The sequence below is a fragment of the Pseudomonas sp. P5_B2 genome (genome assembly GCF_056400445.1).
The window spans coordinates 19,665-36,815 of the sequence record NZ_JBFULH010000006.1; the positions used below are offsets into that span (position 1 = coordinate 19,665).

General features: G+C 59.8%; 15 protein-coding genes. 6 read left to right on the forward strand and 9 right to left on the reverse strand.

Going from position 1 to position 17,151, the window contains the following annotated elements:
- Position 1: 1 nt before the first annotated feature.
- Genes AC1DRJ_RS01780 through AC1DRJ_RS01800 form a run of 5 tightly spaced genes read left to right on the forward strand, consistent with a single transcriptional unit; the run spans position 2 to position 4,608 of the window.
- Positions 2-1,990 (forward strand): heme lyase CcmF/NrfE family subunit, encoded by a 1,989-nt coding sequence (locus AC1DRJ_RS01780; RefSeq protein ID WP_477800534.1) that lies wholly within the window; start codon positions 2-4, stop codon positions 1,988-1,990.
- Positions 1,987-2,523, forward strand: coding sequence for a DsbE family thiol:disulfide interchange protein (locus AC1DRJ_RS01785; RefSeq protein WP_477800535.1), 537 nt, complete (start codon positions 1,987-1,989; stop codon positions 2,521-2,523). Before AC1DRJ_RS01780 ends, AC1DRJ_RS01785 begins: the two co-directional genes overlap by 4 nt.
- Positions 2,520-2,990 carry a cytochrome c-type biogenesis protein gene (locus AC1DRJ_RS01790; RefSeq protein WP_477800536.1) on the forward strand — a complete coding sequence of 157 codons (471 nt, stop codon included), beginning with the start codon at positions 2,520-2,522 and terminating at the stop codon, positions 2,988-2,990. The genes AC1DRJ_RS01785 and AC1DRJ_RS01790 overlap by 4 nt, the downstream gene beginning before the upstream one ends.
- On the forward strand, positions 2,987-4,189 hold the full coding sequence (gene ccmI / locus AC1DRJ_RS01795) for a c-type cytochrome biogenesis protein CcmI (protein WP_477800537.1): 1,203 nt from the start codon (positions 2,987-2,989) through the stop codon (positions 4,187-4,189). The genes AC1DRJ_RS01790 and ccmI overlap by 4 nt, the downstream gene beginning before the upstream one ends.
- Positions 4,190-4,203: 14 nt before the next feature.
- The gene (locus tag AC1DRJ_RS01800) at positions 4,204-4,608 is read left to right on the forward strand and encodes a hypothetical protein (RefSeq protein WP_477800538.1); all 405 of its coding nucleotides are present in this window, start codon (positions 4,204-4,206) and stop codon (positions 4,606-4,608) included.
- A 498-nt stretch (positions 4,609-5,106) separates the two neighbouring features.
- On the opposite strand, the gene AC1DRJ_RS01805 is transcribed toward AC1DRJ_RS01800, so the two are convergent.
- Complete coding sequence (locus AC1DRJ_RS01805) at positions 5,107-6,312, reverse strand: MFS transporter (protein WP_477800539.1); 1,206 nt, start codon at positions 6,310-6,312, stop codon at positions 5,107-5,109.
- 226 nt (positions 6,313-6,538) lie between these two features.
- On the opposite strand from AC1DRJ_RS01805, the gene AC1DRJ_RS01810 reads away from it, so the two are divergent.
- On the forward strand, positions 6,539-7,168 hold the full coding sequence (locus tag AC1DRJ_RS01810) for a hypothetical protein (protein WP_477800540.1): 630 nt from the start codon (positions 6,539-6,541) through the stop codon (positions 7,166-7,168).
- A gap of 129 nt (positions 7,169-7,297) precedes the next feature.
- Here AC1DRJ_RS01810 and AC1DRJ_RS01815 read toward each other — a convergent pair whose 3' ends face one another.
- The 8 genes from AC1DRJ_RS01815 to gcl all read right to left on the reverse strand — a co-directional run bounded on the left by AC1DRJ_RS01815 (position 7,298) and on the right by gcl (position 16,918).
- Positions 7,298-8,296, reverse strand: a complete 999-nt coding sequence (locus AC1DRJ_RS01815) for a sulfate ABC transporter substrate-binding protein (protein WP_477800541.1) — start codon at positions 8,294-8,296, stop codon at positions 7,298-7,300.
- A gap of 93 nt (positions 8,297-8,389) precedes the next feature.
- Complete coding sequence (locus AC1DRJ_RS01820; RefSeq protein WP_477800542.1) at positions 8,390-9,214, reverse strand: ion transporter; 825 nt, start codon at positions 9,212-9,214, stop codon at positions 8,390-8,392.
- 21 nt (positions 9,215-9,235) lie between these two features.
- Complete coding sequence (locus AC1DRJ_RS01825) at positions 9,236-10,150, reverse strand: urea transporter (RefSeq protein WP_477800543.1); 915 nt, start codon at positions 10,148-10,150, stop codon at positions 9,236-9,238.
- Positions 10,151-10,297: 147 nt separating this feature from the next.
- Complete coding sequence (gene pyk / locus AC1DRJ_RS01830; protein WP_477800544.1) at positions 10,298-11,713, reverse strand: pyruvate kinase; 1,416 nt, start codon at positions 11,711-11,713, stop codon at positions 10,298-10,300.
- The gene (locus AC1DRJ_RS01835; protein WP_477800545.1) at positions 11,703-12,983 is read right to left on the reverse strand and encodes a glycerate kinase type-2 family protein; all 1,281 of its coding nucleotides are present in this window, start codon (positions 12,981-12,983) and stop codon (positions 11,703-11,705) included. The genes pyk and AC1DRJ_RS01835 overlap by 11 nt, the downstream gene beginning before the upstream one ends.
- A 153-nt stretch (positions 12,984-13,136) precedes the next feature.
- Positions 13,137-14,027, reverse strand: a complete 891-nt coding sequence (locus AC1DRJ_RS01840) for a 2-hydroxy-3-oxopropionate reductase (RefSeq protein WP_007946729.1) — start codon at positions 14,025-14,027, stop codon at positions 13,137-13,139.
- A 206-nt stretch (positions 14,028-14,233) separates the two neighbouring features.
- On the reverse strand, positions 14,234-15,016 hold the full coding sequence (gene hyi, locus AC1DRJ_RS01845; protein WP_477800546.1) for a hydroxypyruvate isomerase: 783 nt from the start codon (positions 15,014-15,016) through the stop codon (positions 14,234-14,236).
- Between the two features lie 126 nt (positions 15,017-15,142).
- Complete coding sequence (gene gcl / locus AC1DRJ_RS01850) at positions 15,143-16,918, reverse strand: glyoxylate carboligase (protein WP_477800547.1); 1,776 nt, start codon at positions 16,916-16,918, stop codon at positions 15,143-15,145.
- Positions 16,919-17,151 lie beyond the last annotated feature (233 nt).

The window sequence follows — 17,151 nt, forward strand, 5'->3', positions numbered from 1 at the left end:
GATGACGTCCGGAATCTTTATCCCTGAGCTTGGCCACCTGGCCATGATCCTGGCGCTGTGTTTCGCGCTGGTTCAGGCCGTGGTGCCACTGCTGGGTGCCTGGCGCGGTGACCGCTTGTGGATGAGCCTGGCCCAGCCGGCCGCATGGGGGCAGTGTGCTTTTCTGGTGTTCGCCTTCGGTTGCCTGACGTATGCGTTCATGACCGACGACTTCTCGGTCGCCTACGTCGCCAGCAACTCCAACAGTGCCTTGCCGTGGTACTACAAATTCAGTGCAGTGTGGGGCGCGCACGAAGGTTCGTTGCTGCTCTGGGCATTAATTCTTGGTGGCTGGACCTTCGCGGTATCGGTGTTCTCCCGGCAGTTGCCGCAAGTCATGCTGGCGCGGGTACTGGCCGTGATGGGCATGATCAGCACTGGTTTCCTGCTGTTCCTGATCCTTACCTCCAACCCGTTCAAGCGCATCCTGCCGCAAATGCCGAGCGACGGTGCTGACCTCAATCCGTTGCTGCAAGACATTGGCCTGATCGTTCACCCGCCGATGCTGTACATGGGTTACGTCGGTTTCTCGGTAGCCTTTGCCTTCGCCATCGCGGCGCTGATGGGCGGTCGACTTGATGCCGCATGGGCTCGCTGGTCGCGTCCGTGGACCATCGTTGCCTGGGCGTTCCTCGGCATCGGCATCACCCTCGGTTCGTGGTGGGCCTATTACGAACTGGGCTGGGGCGGCTGGTGGTTCTGGGACCCGGTCGAAAACGCTTCCTTCATGCCTTGGCTGGTGGGCACTGCGTTGATTCACTCGTTGGCGGTCACGGAAAAACGTGGCGTGTTCAAGAGCTGGACCGTGTTGCTGGCCATTGCCGCATTCTCGTTGAGCTTGCTCGGTACGTTCCTTGTGCGTTCCGGCGTGCTGACCTCGGTCCATGCGTTTGCGTCCGACCCTGAGCGCGGTGTGTTCATCCTGATCTTCCTGCTGTTTGTGGTCGGCGGTTCGCTGACGCTGTTCGCCCTGCGCGCACCGGTGGTCAAGAGTCAGGTGGGCTTCAACCTCTGGTCCCGGGAAACCCTGCTGCTGGGCAACAACCTGGTGCTGGTGGTGGCGGCTTCGATGATCCTGCTCGGTACCTTGTACCCATTGATTCTGGATGCGATGACCGGCGCCAAGCTGTCAGTCGGCCCACCATACTTCAACGCGCTGTTCATTCCGTTGATGGCGTTGCTGATGGTGGTGATGGCGGTCGGCATGCTGGTGCGCTGGAAAGACACCCCGGTCAAATGGCTGATGAGCATGCTCACCCCGGTGTTGCTGGGCAGTGCTGCATTGGCTGTGGTTGCTGGTGTCGCTTACGGCGATTTCAACTGGGCAGTCATCGCGACCTTCATGCTCGCGGCCTGGGTGTTGTTGGCCGGAGTGCGTGACATTGTCGACAAGACTCGCCACAAAGGTCTGATCAAAGGCTTGCCGACCCTGACCCGCAGCTATTGGGGCATGCAGATCGCTCACCTCGGCATCGCCGTGTGCGCCCTTGGCGTCGTGCTGTCGAGCCAGAACAGTGCCGAGCGAGACCTGCGCCTGGCGCCAGGCGAGTCGATGGATCTGGGCGGTTATCAGTTTGTGTTCGAAGGCGCCAAGCACTTCGAAGGCCCGAATTTCACCTCCGACAAAGGCACCGTCCGGGTGATCAAGGGCGGTAAGGAAGTCAGCGTGTTGCATCCGGAAAAACGCCTCTACACCGTTCAGAACTCGGTGATGACCGAAGCCGGGATCGATGCCGGTTTCACCCGTGACCTCTACGTCGCCCTCGGCGAACCGCTGGGTGATGGCGCCTGGGCCGTGCGCGTTCACGTCAAACCGTTCGTGCGCTGGATCTGGTTCGGCGGTCTGTTGACCGGCTTCGGCGGGTTGCTGGCGGCGCTGGACCGGCGTTATCGGGTCAAGGTGAAAAGCCGCGTGCGTGAAGCACTGGGCATGACGGGAGCCGCTGCATGAGACGTTGGTTGATGCTGTTGCCTCTGGTGATTTTTCTGGTGGTGGCTGTTTTTCTGTATCGCGGGCTGTATCTGGATCCGGCCGAGTTGCCTTCGGCGATGATCAACAAGCCGTTCCCGGAGTTTTCCCTGCCGAACGTGCAGGGCGACAAGACCCTGAGCAAGGCTGACATTCTGGGTAAACCAGCGCTGGTCAATGTCTGGGGCACCTGGTGCATTTCCTGCCGGGTCGAGCACCCGGTGCTGAACAAACTTGCCCAGCAGGGCGTGGTGATTTACGGCATCAACTACAAGGACGTCAACGCTGATGCCTTGAAGTGGCTGGAGGAGTTTCACAACCCCTACCAGCTGGACATCCGCGACGATGCCGGTTCCCTTGGCCTGAACCTCGGCGTGTACGGCGCGCCGGAAACCTTCTTCATCGATGCAAAAGGTGTCATCCGCGACAAGTTTGTCGGCGTGATCGACGAGCAGGTCTGGCGCGAAAAACTGGCCGCCAAGTATCAGTCGCTGGTCGATGAGGCCAAGCCATGAAGCGCTGGATAGCAGCTGTGGTATTGGGCTTGAGCATGGCCGGCGTGGCGCATGCCGCCATCGACACCTACGAGTTCGCCAAAGAAGGTGATCGCGAGCGTTTTCGCGAGTTGACCAAAGAACTGCGTTGCCCCAAGTGCCAGAATCAGGACATCGCCGATTCCAACGCGCCAATCGCCGCCGACCTGCGCAAAGAGATCTTCCGCATGCTCGGCGAGGGCAAGGACAATCAGCAGATCATCGACTTCATGGTCGACCGTTATGGTGATTTTGTCCGCTACAAACCGGCACTCAACGCCAAGACGGCACTGCTCTGGTTCGGCCCCGCCGGCCTGTTGCTGGGCGGTTTCGTGATCATCGCCGTGATCGTCCGCCGTCGTCGCGTACAACGCGCTGCAACACCGGACGCGCTTTCTGCCGAGGAGCGTGAGCGCCTCGACCACCTGTTGGATAAAAACCAAGAATGATTGATTTCTGGCTCGCTGCAGGTCTGCTACTTCTGGTTGCCCTGAGTTTTCTGTTGATCCCGGTTCTGCGTGGTCGTCGCGCGCAACTTGAAGAGGATCGTACTGCCCTGAACGTCGCGCTGTATCAAGAGCGCGTGGCTGAGTTGCAGACTCAGCAGGAAGAGGGCGTTCTCGATGCCGCGCAAATGGACGCCGGCCGCGCCGAAGCAGCCCGTGAGTTGCTCGCCGACACCGAAGGCGTTGCAGCGCCGCGAGTGACTCGCTTGGGCAAGCCATTGCCATTGCTGGCGGCGGTATTGGTTCCGGTGCTCGGACTTGGCTTGTACCTGCATTTCGGTGCCAGCGACAAAGTCGAACTGACCCGCGAATTCGCCCAGGCGCCACAGTCGATGGAAGAGATGACCCGTCGTCTGGAACGCGCCGTCGCCGCTCAGCCAGACTCGGCTGAGGGCCTGTATTTCCTCGGTCGCACGTACATGGCTCAGGACCGTCCTGGCGACGCCGCGAAGATCTTCGAACGCACGGTTAACGTGGCCGGTCGTGAACCGGAACTGCTCGGCCAATGGGCTCAAGCCCAATACTTCGCCGATGGCAAAAAGTGGTCGGACAAGATTCAGGCGCTGACCGACGAGGCTTTGAAAGCCGATCCGAAAGAAGTCACCAGTCTGGGCCTGCTCGGTATCGCGGCGTTTGAAAGCCAGCGTTATCAGGACGCCATCGACTATTGGAATCGCCTGCTGGCGCAACTGCCGCCCGACGACAGCTCCCGTGGCGCACTGGAAGGCGGTATCGCCAAGGCCACCGAGAAGCTTGAAGCCAGCGGTGGCAAGGTTGCCCAGGCACCCGCGGCCAAACCTGCAGCGTTGCTGAAAGTCACCGTAGACCTGGCGCCCGCGCTCAAAGCCAAGGTCCAACCGGGCGACAGCGTATTCATCTTCGCCCGCGCCACCTCGGGCCCGCCCGCGCCGCTGGCGGCCAAACGCCTGACCGTGGCCGACTTGCCGGTGACTGTCGAACTGGGTGATGCCGATGCCATGATGCCGCAGTTGAAACTGTCGAACTTTCCTGAAGTCCAACTGGTTGCGCGCGTCTCCCGTGCCGGCCAACCGACTGCCGGAGAATGGGTCGGTCGCAGCCAGCCTCTGGCCAGCAGCACCACCGCGCCGCAGACACTGACCATCGACAGCCCGGATAAATAACAGGAAAACGCCACATGACCGCTATTGCTCGTATCACCCTGCTCAGTCTGGTTTTGGGGTTAAGCGCATGTGCGGTCCAACCGCCGGAGCCCACGTCGCCGCCACCGATTCCGCCGTCGCAGCCACGACCTACTCCGTCGCCAACACCCACTCCGGGCAAACCGGGCACCCCAGCCAAGCCCGCCAAACCGATGCCACGCACCTCCGCCAGCTTCGCGCCGCCACCGGGTGGCAACAGCCATTGGGATGCCAAGCTCGGCGTCTATGTGCTGGAGGATCAGACCAACACCTTCTACCGCCAGCGCACCTACTACCGCTGGAACAACGGCTGGAGCCGCTCGATCAGCCCGGACGGTCCGTGGGAAGACACGGATATACATGGCGTGCCGGGTGGGTTGGGGCGGCAATTCGGGCAGTAACTTTCAGCACAGAGTAAGGCGACCCTCGGGTCGCCTTATGTTTATGCGCTGATCTGGCTGTTGCATGACGGTAACGTACTGGCCCCTGTGATAAATGCACTGCGCATCAAACAGCTATGCCTTGTAACCGTCGTAGATATTGTTCCAACACTTTGTCGTTGAATTCGGTTTCGGTGATTCCACTTCGCTTATCCCAGATGTAAGTGTTTTGATAAAGTTCCATAACTGATTTGCCTTCGTACATGTCATCTTTAAATAACCCAAGCAAAGCCTTCTGCAACAAATGGGGGAGGAGGGGTTGGACGTTCCGGCGCCGACATCAGTGAGCACGCATCGGGATCATCCGGAATTTGCAGGCAGAGGATGGGGAATGTTGAAAATTTGATTGAAGCGATTGCCGTTACATTGCATCTCCAGCAGGCGCGCTCCCACAGGTTTGGCGATAACCTGCGAGAGCGAACTGGGTTCTGGGTGGTGTTCCGACGATGTTTTAAAAGCTTAAGCCGTCGCCAACGAAGCCTTCTGCGACACACTCAAAAACCGCAATAACGCCAACAGTGGAAACGCACTGCCGACAATCACGATCCACAGCCAGCCGCCATGTTCATACACCGCGCTGGCCACCGACGAACCGAACGCGCCGCCGATGAAGATGCTGGTCATGTACAGCGCATTGAGGCGACTGCGGCTTTTGGCGTCGAGGGCGTAGACCGCGCGTTGGCCGAGGACCATGTTCATCTGCACGCAGAAGTCGAGAACCACGCCGGTCACGGCAAGGCCGATGACGCTGTAGAGCGGATGGATGAATGCCGGCAAAAAACTAAGACTGGCGAACAGCAGGGCCAGCAAGGACGCGATGCGGGTATGCCCGGCATCGGCCAGTCGCCCGGCAATGGGTGCTGCGATGGCGCCGATGGCACCGACCAGGGCGAAGATCGCGATCTGGGTTTGCGACAGGCCATGATTGCGTGCGAGCTCCAGCGGCACGGCGGTCCAGAACAGGCTGAATGTGGCGAACATGCAACCCTGGTAGAACGCACGCTGACGCAATACCGGTTGTTGGCGCAACAGCGTCCACAGCGAACCCAGCAGCTGCCCATAAGACGCGCTGTGATCAGGCTGGCGCTTGGGGATGGTCAGCGCGAGCACGATACTGATCGCCGCCATCAACGCTGCCGCAATCATAAACATCGCACGCCAGCCGAAGTGGTCAGCTACCACGCTGGACACTGGTCGAGCCAACAGAATGCCTAGCAGCAAGCCGCCCATGATCCCGCCGACCACGCGGCCACGAGATTCTTCCGGTGCGAGGTGCGCGGCCAGGGGAATCAGGATCTGCACTGACACCGAACTGAAACCCACCAGCACGGAGATGAGCAAAAATAAGTTGGGCTGATCGGTGAACGCAGCGCCCAGCAAACTCGCAATCGCCACCACGGTGGTGATGATCATCAGTCGGCGGTTTTCCAGCAAATCGCCCAGCGGCACCAGGAAGAACAACCCCAGTGCATAGCCAATCTGGGTCAGCGAAACAATCAGGCTGGCCATGGTGCTGGACAGGCCGATGTCCGGCGCGATCAGGCCTATTATCGGCTGGGCGTAGTAAATATTGGCCACAATGGCGCCGCAGCAGAAGGCGAAGAGCAACACCATGCCTTTGGTCATTGTCGCCGTGCCGTGGGGCACCTGAGTCGCTGGTTTCATAACGGGTCGCTCTGAACAAAAGGGAATGCGCGAAGGCTAAGCGGTAAGCCCAAACGGCGGAAAAGTGATTGGAATGATAATAATTATTCCATTGCGGAATGGGTGACGTGGGGCGAGAGGAGAGCCTTGCGTCGGGATAAAGAGCTTGGATGATACATTCACTTACATCGTGTTCGATAGCGTGCTTATGTTCTCACTTCACGTTTCACTACCGGAAGGCACTGCCATGAATGCAATGTTCCATCACCTGATTCGCGGCGCTTCAGCCCTGACACTGATGACCTTGTTAACAGCAGGCCTGGCCCAGGCCGCCGACGCGCCGGGCATGCGTATTGGCGTTCGTGGCGAGATCACCGGAGTCAGCCCTGACGTGTTGAAAGTCCACGCCAGCAGTGGCGAAAACGTAGTCATCAACCTGACCAACGACACCAGGATCCGCGCCGTCACACTGGCCAATATCGAAGACATCAAACCTGGCAGCTACATCGGCACGGCCGCCGTTCCTCAGGAAGATGGCACCCTCAAGGCGCTGGAAGTCCACGTCTTTCCACCGGAACTGGCCGGTAGCGGCGACGGGCATCGGCCGTTTGATTTGGTCAAGGGCAGCACCATGACCAATGGCAGCGTCGGCGATCTGGTGGTCAGCAATGGCCGGGTGCTGACGGTTAACTACAAGGGCGGGCAGCAGAAGATTCTGGTGCCGGAGGATGTGCCGATCGTTAACTTGGTACCAGGGGATCGCAGCCTGCTGAAGGTGGGGGTGAAGATCGTGACGTTTGTGACGCAGAGTGCCGACGGGACGCTGACCGCGCAATCGATCTCGGCCGGCAAGGATGGCGTGACACCACCGATGTAAAGGCCAGTCAAAATCCCTGTGGGAGCGAGCCTGCTCGCTCCCACAGGGGGGCTTCGGTGAACATGGGGTTTGTGTTTGGGCATAAAAAAGGCGACCTGCTAAGGTCGCCTTTTTCATTTGGCTCAGGAATTACTGACCGGCGTAGATCTGATCAAAGATCCCACCATCGTTGAAGTGGGTCTTCTGCACCGTGCGCCAGTCACCAAAGGTCTTCTCAACCGACAGGAAATCCACTTTCGGGAATCGATCGGTGTACTTGGCCAACACCGCCGGGTCACGTGGACGCAGGTAGTTTGCCGCCGCAATCTCCTGACCTTCCGGCGACCACAGGTACTTCAAGTATTCCTCGGCTGCTGCGCGAGTGCCTTTCTTGTCGACCACTTTGTCGACCACCGACACTGGAGGCTCGGCTTCGGCGGAAACGCTTGGGTAGATCACTTCAAACTGGTCACGACCAAACTCGCGGGCAATCATTTCCGCTTCGTTTTCGAAGGTCACCAGTACGTCGCCGATCTGGTTGGTCATGAAGGTGGTGGTGGCTGCACGGCCCCCGGTGTCCAGCACCGGGGCTTGTTTGAACAGCTTGCCGACGAAGTCCTTGGCTTTGTTTTCATCCCCGCCATTCTTCAGCACATAACCCCAGGCCGACAGGTAGGTGTAGCGGCCATTGCCGGAGGTTTTCGGGTTCGGCACGATCACCTGAACGCCATCCTTTAGCAGGTCAGGCCAGTCTTTCAGGGCTTTCGGGTTGCCCTTGCGCACGATGAATACAGTAGCGGAGGTGAATGGCGCGCTGTTGTCCGGCAAGCGCGTGACCCAGTTCTCCGGGACCAGTTTGCCGTTGTCCGCCAGGGCGTTGATGTCGGTGGCCATGTTCATGGTGATGACGTCAGCCGGCAGGCCGTCGATCACTGAGCGCGCCTGTTTGCTCGAACCGCCGAAGGACATCTGCAAGGTGATGTTTTCGTTGTGATCGGCTTGCCAGTGTTTCTGGAAAGCCGCGTTGTAGTCCTTGTAGAAGTCGCGCATCACGTCATAGGAAACGTTGAGCAGGGTCGGTGCGGCCTGGGCCATGCTGGTCAATGCCAGGCCGGCGGCCAGAAGTGAGGCGCCAAAGAGTTTTTTCACTGCGCAGTCCTTGTTCTAATTCAAAAGTGAGGCAATTTGCCAGCGACTATATCTGGATGGGCATAGGCCTTTAAAGATTAAAAAGCTCTTTGCTTATTCCATTTTCTTAAATAGTGCATTGCCGCATCGCGAGCAGAATGCCGCGCCGTGTTCATGGTTGTTTTTCCTGCACACGGGGCAGTCATGCTGTAGCTGTTCGCCGCGCATGGCGTTGGCCAGTTCGGCGGTGAAAATACCGGTGGGCACGGCGATGATCGAGTAACCGGTGATCATCACCAGCGACGAAATCACCTGTCCCAACGGCGTCTTCGGCACGATGTCTCCGAAGCCCACGGTAGTCAGTGTGACAATCGCCCAATAGATGCCTTTGGGAATGCTGGTGAAGCCGTGTTCCGGGCCTTCGATTACGTACATCAGCGTGCCGAACACCGTGACCAGGGTGCAGACGGTGACCAGGAACACCACGATTTTCTGTTTGCTGCCGCGCAATGCCGACATCAGATAGTTGGCTTGCTTGAGGTATGGACTGAGCTTGAGTACACGGAAAATCCGCAGCATGCGAATGATCCGGATAATCAGCAGGTACTGTGCATCGGCGTAATACAGCGCGAGGATGCCGGGCACGATGGCCAGCAAATCCACCAACCCATAGAAGCTGAACGCGTAGCGCCATGGCTTGGGGGAGCAATACAGCCGCAGGATGTATTCGACAGCGAAGACGAAGGTAAAACCCCACTCGATATACGCCAGCACATCGGCGTAGTTCTGGTGAATGGAATCGATGCTGTCGAGCATCACGATGATGATGCTGGCAAGAATGATCAACAGCAGGGTGCCATCGAAACGCCGACCCGCCTTGGTGTCACTCTGGAAAATCATGACGTAAAGGTCTTCACGCCAATTTTTGTTGCTGTTCATGGAAAACGCCTGAACCGGGAATCAACGCAGCCTAGGTTGATTCTCCCCAGGAGCGCAAGGCGCACGGGCCCCCGTCGCTTTGCCGAGCACTTGAGCAGCCGTACGGATCAGCCAGCAAGCGAGGATAAAGGGCGCGGTCAGCGTGGGCAGACCGATCGCGGCAAACATTGGCGTCAGCAGCAGCGCAAATGCAATGCCGGCCAGTGGCAGCCATGGCTGCTGGCGCTGCGCGCTGAAGGCGAGGGCGGCGAGCACGGCGTTATAGCTACCGAGGCCAAGCAGGCCGGTGTAGAAATCGTGGTGCAGCAGGCTCCAACCCATGCCCGCAAGAGACGCCAACAACGCCCAGCAGAATGCGCGACGATCAGCGATCAGCAAACCGGCAGCAATCAATGCACCGGCCAGCGGATGACCGAGGAACATCACCTGGCCGAGACCTTTGAGGGGGGCGGCGAGCATGTTCAGCGTGTTGATTTCGATCAAGTGCGCCTGGGTCGAGGGCGTGGCGAAACACAGCAGCAACCAGCTCAGCCCCACGAAGGGCGCGGTGTAGGCGGGCAGGTATTGGCTGACACGGGCACGCTTGAGCCACTGTTGAGTGAGCATCGCGCTCAGCCCGCCGCAGGCAATGATTACCAGCGGCAGCACAGCGGACCACGGGAAATACAGGCTCAGCAACAAGCCGAGCAAAACCCCGTTGTAACTGAACAGCCCGGCCTGGCGATCAGCCTTGGCGTAGCCGCGACGTTGCGCGGTAAGCAACCCGGCGACGCCACCCAGCAGCGCCCCGCCGAGCAACGCCGGCGCGGTAAACAGAATGGCCAGCAGACACAGCAGACCAAACAGCGGATGGCGCTGGAGGAAGATCTGGCTGAAGCCGTTGAGCAGGGCCGTCGCCCAGTCGGGGCAGTGGGTGTTGAAGTKATTGGCAGGCATGGTAGGTCTGGAAGTCAGTGAAACCGGGTCGCCGGCATCGCCAGCAGGCTGGCTCCCACACTGAATCTCTGTTCAGTCCTGATTTCGTGATCGACACAAAACCAATGTGGGAGCCAGCCTGCTGGCGATGAGGCCGGTAGGGGCGCTCTAGATCAACGTCTCGATGCGCAGTGAGTTAGTCGATCCCGGCTGCCCAAACGGCACACCTGCGGTGATCAATAAGGTGTCGCCACGCTTGGCCATGCCCTGGGCCTGGGCAATCTCCAGCGCCGTAGAACACACCTCGTCCACCTGCCGCAGCCGGTCATTGACCACCGAGTGCACGCCCCACGCTACGGTCAGGCGACGAGCGGTTTGCTGGTTCGGGGTCAGGTTGAGAATCGGCACCGTCGGCCGCTCCCGCGCCGCACGCAAACTCGAGGTGCCGGACTCGCTGTAGTTCACCAGCACCGCCACCGGCAGCACATTGCTGATACGACGAATCGCACAGCTGATCGCGTCGGAAACTGTCGCTTCGGCTTTCGGTCGGCTCACGTCCAGTTGCGTCTGATAGTCCGGGCCGTTTTCCACCTGGCGGATGATTTTGCTCATCATCTGCACCGCTTCCAGCGGGTATTCACCGGACGCGGTTTCTGCCGACAGCATCACCGCATCCGCGCCTTCGGCAACGGCGTTGGCTACATCGGTAACCTCGGCGCGGGTCGGGGCCGGGGAGAAGCGCATCGACTCCAGCATCTGCGTTGCCACCACCACCGGTTTGCCGAGCTGACGACAGATGCTGATGATGTTTTTCTGAATCTGCGGCACGCTTTCGGCCGGCACTTCAACACCCAAGTCACCGCGAGCGACCATGATCGCGTCGCTCAATTCTGCGATTTTCCGTAGATGAGTCACCGCCGATGGCTTCTCGATTTTCGCCATCAAAAACGCTTTGTCGCCGATCAGTTCGCGGGCTTCGCGAATGTCTTCCGGACGCTGCACAAACGACAGCGCGACCCAGTCCACACCCAACTCCAGACCGAAGCTCAGATCGCGGCGATCCTTGGCGGTCAGCGGGCTTAGCTCCAACACTGCTTGCGGCACGTTCACACCTTTGCGGTCCGACAATTCGCCGCCATTGAGTACGGTGGTGTCGATGGCGTCGGAGTACTTGGTCACCACGCGAAGACGCAGCTTGCCGTCGTCCAGCAGCAGGTCCATGCCTGGCTCCAGCGCCGCGATGATTTCCGGGTGAGGCAGGTTGACGCGGCGCTCATCGCCGAGTGTCGGGTCCAGGTCCAGACGCAGGGCCTGACCACGATGCAGTTGCACCTTGCCTTCGGCAAACTTGCCGACCCGCAGTTTCGGGCCTTGCAGGTCCATCAGAATGCCCAACGGATAATTCAGCTGGCGCTCGACTTCACGAATCCACTGGTAGCGCTGCGCATGGTCAGCATGATCGCCGTGGCTGAAGTTCAAGCGGAAAATGTTGACCCCGGCCTTCACCAGTTCGCGGATGTCGTCGATGCCTTCGGTGGCAGGGCCGAGGGTGGCGAGGATTTTAACCTTCTTGTCAGGCGTCATGTTTAGGGCTCTCGAGAATCAGGATGGCGCGGAAGTCGTTGACGTTGGTGCGGGTCGGCTCGGTGACGATCAAGGCGTCCAGCGCCTCGAAATAGCCGTAGCCATTGTTGTTGTCGAGTTCATCGCTGGCGCTCAGACCGAGGGCGGCGGCTCGGGCGTAGCTGTCGGGGGTCATGATCGCGCCGGCGTTGTCTTCGGAGCCGTCGATGCCATCGGTGTCACCGGCCAGGGCATAGACGCCGGACAGGCCTTTGAGGCTATCGGTCAGGCTCAGCAGGAACTCGGCGTTGCGCCCGCCACGGCCGTTGCCGCGAACGGTGACCGTGGTTTCACCGCCAGACAAAATCACGCAGGGCGCTGCCAACGGCTGGCCATGCAAGACCACTTGCCGCGCAATGCCGGCGTGAACCTTGGCCACTTCCCGGGACTCGCCTTCCAGATCACCGAGGATCAGCGGACTGAAACCGGCTTGCCGCGCTTTCACTGCGGCCGCTTCAAGCGACTGTTGCGGACGGGCGATCAATTGGAAATGACTGCGCGCCAGGCTCGGATCGCCGGGCTTTACCGTCTCCGAGTCCGGGCTTTGCAGCCAGTTGCGCACCGAGACCGGGACCTCGATGCCATATCGTTTTAGGATCGCCAGCGCTTCAGCCGAAGTGCTGGGGTCGGCCACGGTCGGGCCGGAGGCGATGACCGTGGCGAGGTCGCCCGGCACATCGGAAATCGCATAGGTATAAACAGTCGCGGGCCAGCAGGCTTTGCCGAGGCGCCCGCCCTTGATCGCCGAGAGGTGCTTGCGTACGCAGTTCATCTCGCCGATGGTTGCGCCGGATTTGAGCAGCGCTTTGTTGATCGATTGCTTGTCGGCCAGGGTGATACCCGCCGCAGGCAGCGCCAGCAGGGCAGAGCCGCCGCCCGAGAGCAGGAAGATCACGCGGTCGTCTTCGGTCAGGTTGCTGACCAGTTCAAAGACACGCTTGGCGACAGCCTGACCGGCCGCATCCGGCACCGGATGGGCCGCTTCGACCACTTCGATTTTTTCGCACGGGGCGCCGTGACCGTAACGCGTCACCACCAGACCGCTCACTTCACCCAGCCAGCAACGCTCGACCACCTGAGCCATGGCGGCGGCCGCTTTGCYGGCACCGATGACGATCACCCGACCGCTGCGGTCTTTGGGCAAATGGGCTTCGAGGACTTGCTGCGGATGGGCGGCGTCGATGGCTGTGGCGAACAGCTCGCGCAGGAATTGTTGCGGATCGACCGACATGGCGGGCTCCCGGAATTCTTGTTATTGGGGTTGGAGCAACTCGGGTCCTTGTGGGAGCCAGCCTGCTGGCGATTCAGGCGCTGAGGTCTATCAGACACACCGCGTTGATTTCATCGCCAGCAGGCTGGCTCCCACAGTGGATTGGTGCAGGGCTTACTTATCGCGAATCGAGAAATTCGCCATGTGTTCCAGTCCCTTGATCAGCGCCGAGTGGTCCCAGTTGCTGCCACCGATGGCCGCGCAAGTGCTGAACACTTGCTGGGTGTTGGCGGTGTTCGGCAGGTTGATGTTGAGCTCCTTGGCACCTTGCAGGGCCAGGTTCAAATCCTTCTGGTGCAGGCTAATGCGGAAGCCTGGGTCGAAGGTGCCTTTGATCATGCGCTCGCCGTGCACTTCGAGGATCTTCGAGGAAGCGAAACCGCCCATCAGCGCTTCACGCACCTTGGCGGGATCCGCGCCGTTTTTCGAGGCGAACAGAAGGGCTTCGGCCACTGCCTGAATGTTCAGTGCAACGATGATCTGGTTTGCCACTTTCGCGGTTTGACCGTCACCGTTACCGCCCACCAGAGTGATGTTCTTGCCCATGGCCTGGAACAGCGGCAGGGCGCGTTCGAAGGCATCGGCATCGCCGCCGACCATGATGCTCAGGCTCGCAGCCTTGGCACCCACTTCACCGCCGGACACCGGCGCGTCGAGGTACTGCGCGCCTTTTTCATTGATTTTGGCGGCGAACGCTTTGGTGGCGGTAGGCGAGATCGAGCTCATGTCGATGACGATTTTGCCTTTGCCGACACCAGCTGCAACGCCGTCGGCGCGGAACAGCACGTCATCGACCTGTGGGGTATCCGGCACCATGACGATGATGAATTCGGCTTCTTGCGCGACTTCTTTCGGGTTGGCAAGGGCGACGGCGCCAGCGGCAATAAGGTCAGCAGGCGCGGCGTCGTGGTGAGCCGACAGGAACAGGCTGTGACCGGCTTTCTGCAGGTTCAACGCCATTGGGTGGCCCATGATGCCGGTGCCGATAAATCCGATTTTAGCCATGAGAAATTCCTCTTTTTTTTATTGCTGCTTCAAGCAAATAGGGGGAGTGCTTCTATGTGGGAGCGAGCTCTGTGGCGAGGGGGCTTGCCCCCGTGGGGTTGCGAAGCAGCCCCAAATCTCTGACGCATTAAAGATTTTGTGAGTGCTACGCACTCAAACGGGGGCAAGCCCCCTCGCCACAGTTCGCTCCCATAAGGGATGTTGTGTCAGATCGCGTTGTGGGTTTTCAGCCAGCCAAGACCTGCTTCCGTGGTGGTCAGCGGCTTATATTCGCAACCCACCCAGCCCTGATAACCGATGCGGTCCAGGTGTTCGAACAGGAAGCGGTAGTTGATTTCACCGGTGCCCGGTTCGTTGCGCCCTGGGTTGTCGGCCAACTGGATGTGGTTGATCTCGCCCAGGTGCGCGGCCATGGTGCGGGCCAGGTCGCCCTCCATGATTTGCATGTGGTAGATGTCGTATTGCAAGAACAGGTTGGCGCTGGCGACCTGTTCGCGAATCGACAGGGCTTGCGCCGTGTTGTTCAGGTAAAAGCCAGGGATGTCGCGGGTGTTGATCGCTTCCATCACCAGTTTGGTGCCTGCCGCTTGCAGCTTGTCGGCCGCGTACTTGAGGTTGGCGACGAAGGTATTTTCCACGGTGGCATCGTCGACGCCTTGTGGACGAATACCGGCCAGGCAGTTGATCTGGGTGTTGCCCAGCACTTGTGCGTAAGCAATCGCCAGATCGACACCAGCGCGGAACTCTTCAACCCGGTCCGGCAGGCACGCAATACCGCGCTCGCCCTTGGCCCAGTCACCGGCAGGCAGGTTGAACAGCACTTGAGTCAGACCGTTGGCATCTAGCTTGGCCTTGATCTCGGCGGAGCTGAAGTCGTAGGGGAACAGGTACTCGACACCACTGAAACCGGCCTTGGCGGCCGCTTCGAAACGGGCAAGAAAATCCTGCTCAGTGAACAGCATGGACAGGTTGGCTGCGAAACGCGGCATGGTGGTCTCCCGTTTTAAGTTCTCGTTCCCACGCTCTGCGTGGGAATGCCTCTTTGGACGCTCTGCGTCCGTTTGGGACGCGGAGCGTCCCGGGCTGCATTCCCACGCAGAGCGTGGGAACGATCATCAATCCAGCAACGAAATCGCGGTAGGTGCGTCGTTGCCGACCAGCGCCAGGTCTTCGAATTCGTTGATGGCGTTGATCTCGGTGCCCATGGAAATGTTGGTCACGCGCTCCAGAATAATCTCGACGATCACCGGCACCTTGAACTCTTCGATCAGCTCCTGGGCCTTACGCAGGGCAGGCTGGATCTGACTTGGTTCAAACACACGCAGTGCCTTGCAGCCGAGGCCTTCGGCCACCGCGACGTGATCGACGCCGTAACCGTTGAGTTCCGGAGCGTTCAGGTTGTCGAAGGACAGCTGCACGCAGTAGTCCATGTCGAAACCGCGCTGAGCCTGACGAATCAGCCCCAGGTACGAATTGTTTACCACAACGTGGATGTACGGCAGCTTGAACTGCGCGCCCACTGCCAACTCTTCGATCATGAACTGGAAATCATAGTCGCCCGACAGCGCCACGACCTTGCGAGTCGGATCAGCCTTGACCACGCCCAGTGCCGCCGGAATGGTCCAGCCCAGGGGGCCGGCCTGACCGCAGTTGATCCAGTGCCGCGGTTTGTACACATGCAGGAACTGCGCGCCGGCAATCTGCGACAGACCGATTGTGCTGACGTAGCAGGTGTCTTTGCCGAACACCTGGTTCATCTCTTCATAAACGCGCTGTGGTTTGACCGGCACGTTGTCGAAGTGAGTCTTGCGGTGCAGGCTGGCTTTGCGCTGCTGGCAGTCTTGCAGCCAGGCGCTGCGGTTCTTCAGCTTGCCGGCGGCTTGCCATTCACGAGCGATTTCGATGAACACGGTCAGCGCGGCGGCGGCGTCGGAGACGATGCCCAGGTCCGGGTTGAACACGCGGCCGATCTGGGTCGGTTCGATGTCGACGTGAATGAATTTGCGGCCTTCGGTGTACACATCGATCGAACCAGTGTGGCGGTTGGCCCAACGGTTACCGACACCCAGCACCAGGTCGGACTTGAGCATTGTCGCGTTGCCGTAGCGGTGCGAGGTTTGCAGACCGACCATGCCGACCATCAGCGGGTGATCGTCCGGAATGGTGCCCCAACCCATCAGGGTCGGAATGACTGGAATGCCCGTCAGCTCGGCGAACTCGACCAGCAAGTCGCTTGCGTCGGCATTGATGATGCCGCCACCCGCCACCAGCAACGGACGCTCGGCCTGATCGAGCATGGCCAGGGCCTTCTCGATTTGCACGCGGTTCGCAGTCGGCTTGGCCAGCGGCAGGGGTTGGTAAGCGTCGATATCGAATTCGATTTCCGCCATCTGCACGTCGAATGGCAGGTCGATCAGCACCGGGCCGGGACGGCCGGAGCGCATTTCATAGAAGGCTTTCTGGAACGCGTAAGGCACCTGGCCCGGTTCCATGACGGTGGTTGCCCACTTGGTCACTGGCTTGACGATGGCGGTGATGTCGACGGCCTGGAAATCTTCCTTGTGCATACGGGCGCGGGGAGCCTGGCCGGTAATGCAGAGTATCGGGATCGAGTCCGCCGAGGCGCTGTAGAGCCCGGTGACCATGTCCGTACCGGCAGGGCCGGAAGTGCCGATGCACACGCCAATGTTGCCGGCCTTGGTGCGGGTGTAACCCTCGGCCATGTGCGAGGCGCCTTCAACGTGGCGAGCGAGGACGTGATCGATGCCACCGACCTTCTGCAAGGCGGAGTACAGCGGGTTGATCGCGGCGCCCGGGATGCCAAAAGCGGTATCAACCCCTTCACGGCGCATCACCAGAACGGCGGCTTCGATTGCTCTCATTTTGCTCATTGTTTTGTGCCTCTTACGTTTTGTAATTGTATACAAGTGGCTTTGCGCAGAGTGTATTCACGGCGGACGGCGCAGGTCAATCCATTTTCTCAAGCGCTTGTTTCATTCGTCTGAAGCCCAATCCTGTGTGGCTTTTCGTCGCATGTGGCGCTTTTCGATAATTATTGTATACAAAAAAATAACTCATTGTGTTCTATTTGTTGCATCGGTCTGCGGCACAACGGCGCAGTCCA

What these genes read in the sequence shown, in the direction of transcription:
- pyk (WP_477800544.1), bottom strand. Translation starts at nt 11,713, where the DNA reads ATGACGCCTGACAAGAAGGTTAAAATCCTCGCCACCCTCGGCCCTGCC.
- gcl (WP_477800547.1), bottom strand. Translation starts at nt 16,918, where the DNA reads ATGAGCAAAATGAGAGCAATCGAAGCCGCCGTTCTGGTGATGCGCCGT.
- AC1DRJ_RS01790 (WP_477800536.1), top strand. Translation starts at nt 2,520, where the DNA reads ATGAAGCGCTGGATAGCAGCTGTGGTATTGGGCTTGAGCATGGCCGGC.
- AC1DRJ_RS01840 (WP_007946729.1), bottom strand. Translation starts at nt 14,027, where the DNA reads ATGGCTAAAATCGGATTTATCGGCACCGGCATCATGGGCCACCCAATG.
- AC1DRJ_RS01810 (WP_477800540.1), top strand. Translation starts at nt 6,539, where the DNA reads ATGAATGCAATGTTCCATCACCTGATTCGCGGCGCTTCAGCCCTGACA.
- AC1DRJ_RS01805 (WP_477800539.1), bottom strand. Translation starts at nt 6,312, where the DNA reads ATGAAACCAGCGACTCAGGTGCCCCACGGCACGGCGACAATGACCAAA.
- AC1DRJ_RS01800 (WP_477800538.1), top strand. Translation starts at nt 4,204, where the DNA reads ATGACCGCTATTGCTCGTATCACCCTGCTCAGTCTGGTTTTGGGGTTA.
- AC1DRJ_RS01820 (WP_477800542.1), bottom strand. Translation starts at nt 9,214, where the DNA reads ATGAACAGCAACAAAAATTGGCGTGAAGACCTTTACGTCATGATTTTC.
- ccmI (WP_477800537.1), top strand. Translation starts at nt 2,987, where the DNA reads ATGATTGATTTCTGGCTCGCTGCAGGTCTGCTACTTCTGGTTGCCCTG.
- AC1DRJ_RS01785 (WP_477800535.1), top strand. Translation starts at nt 1,987, where the DNA reads ATGAGACGTTGGTTGATGCTGTTGCCTCTGGTGATTTTTCTGGTGGTG.
- AC1DRJ_RS01780 (WP_477800534.1), top strand. Translation starts at nt 2, where the DNA reads ATGACGTCCGGAATCTTTATCCCTGAGCTTGGCCACCTGGCCATGATC.
- hyi (WP_477800546.1), bottom strand. Translation starts at nt 15,016, where the DNA reads ATGCCGCGTTTCGCAGCCAACCTGTCCATGCTGTTCACTGAGCAGGAT.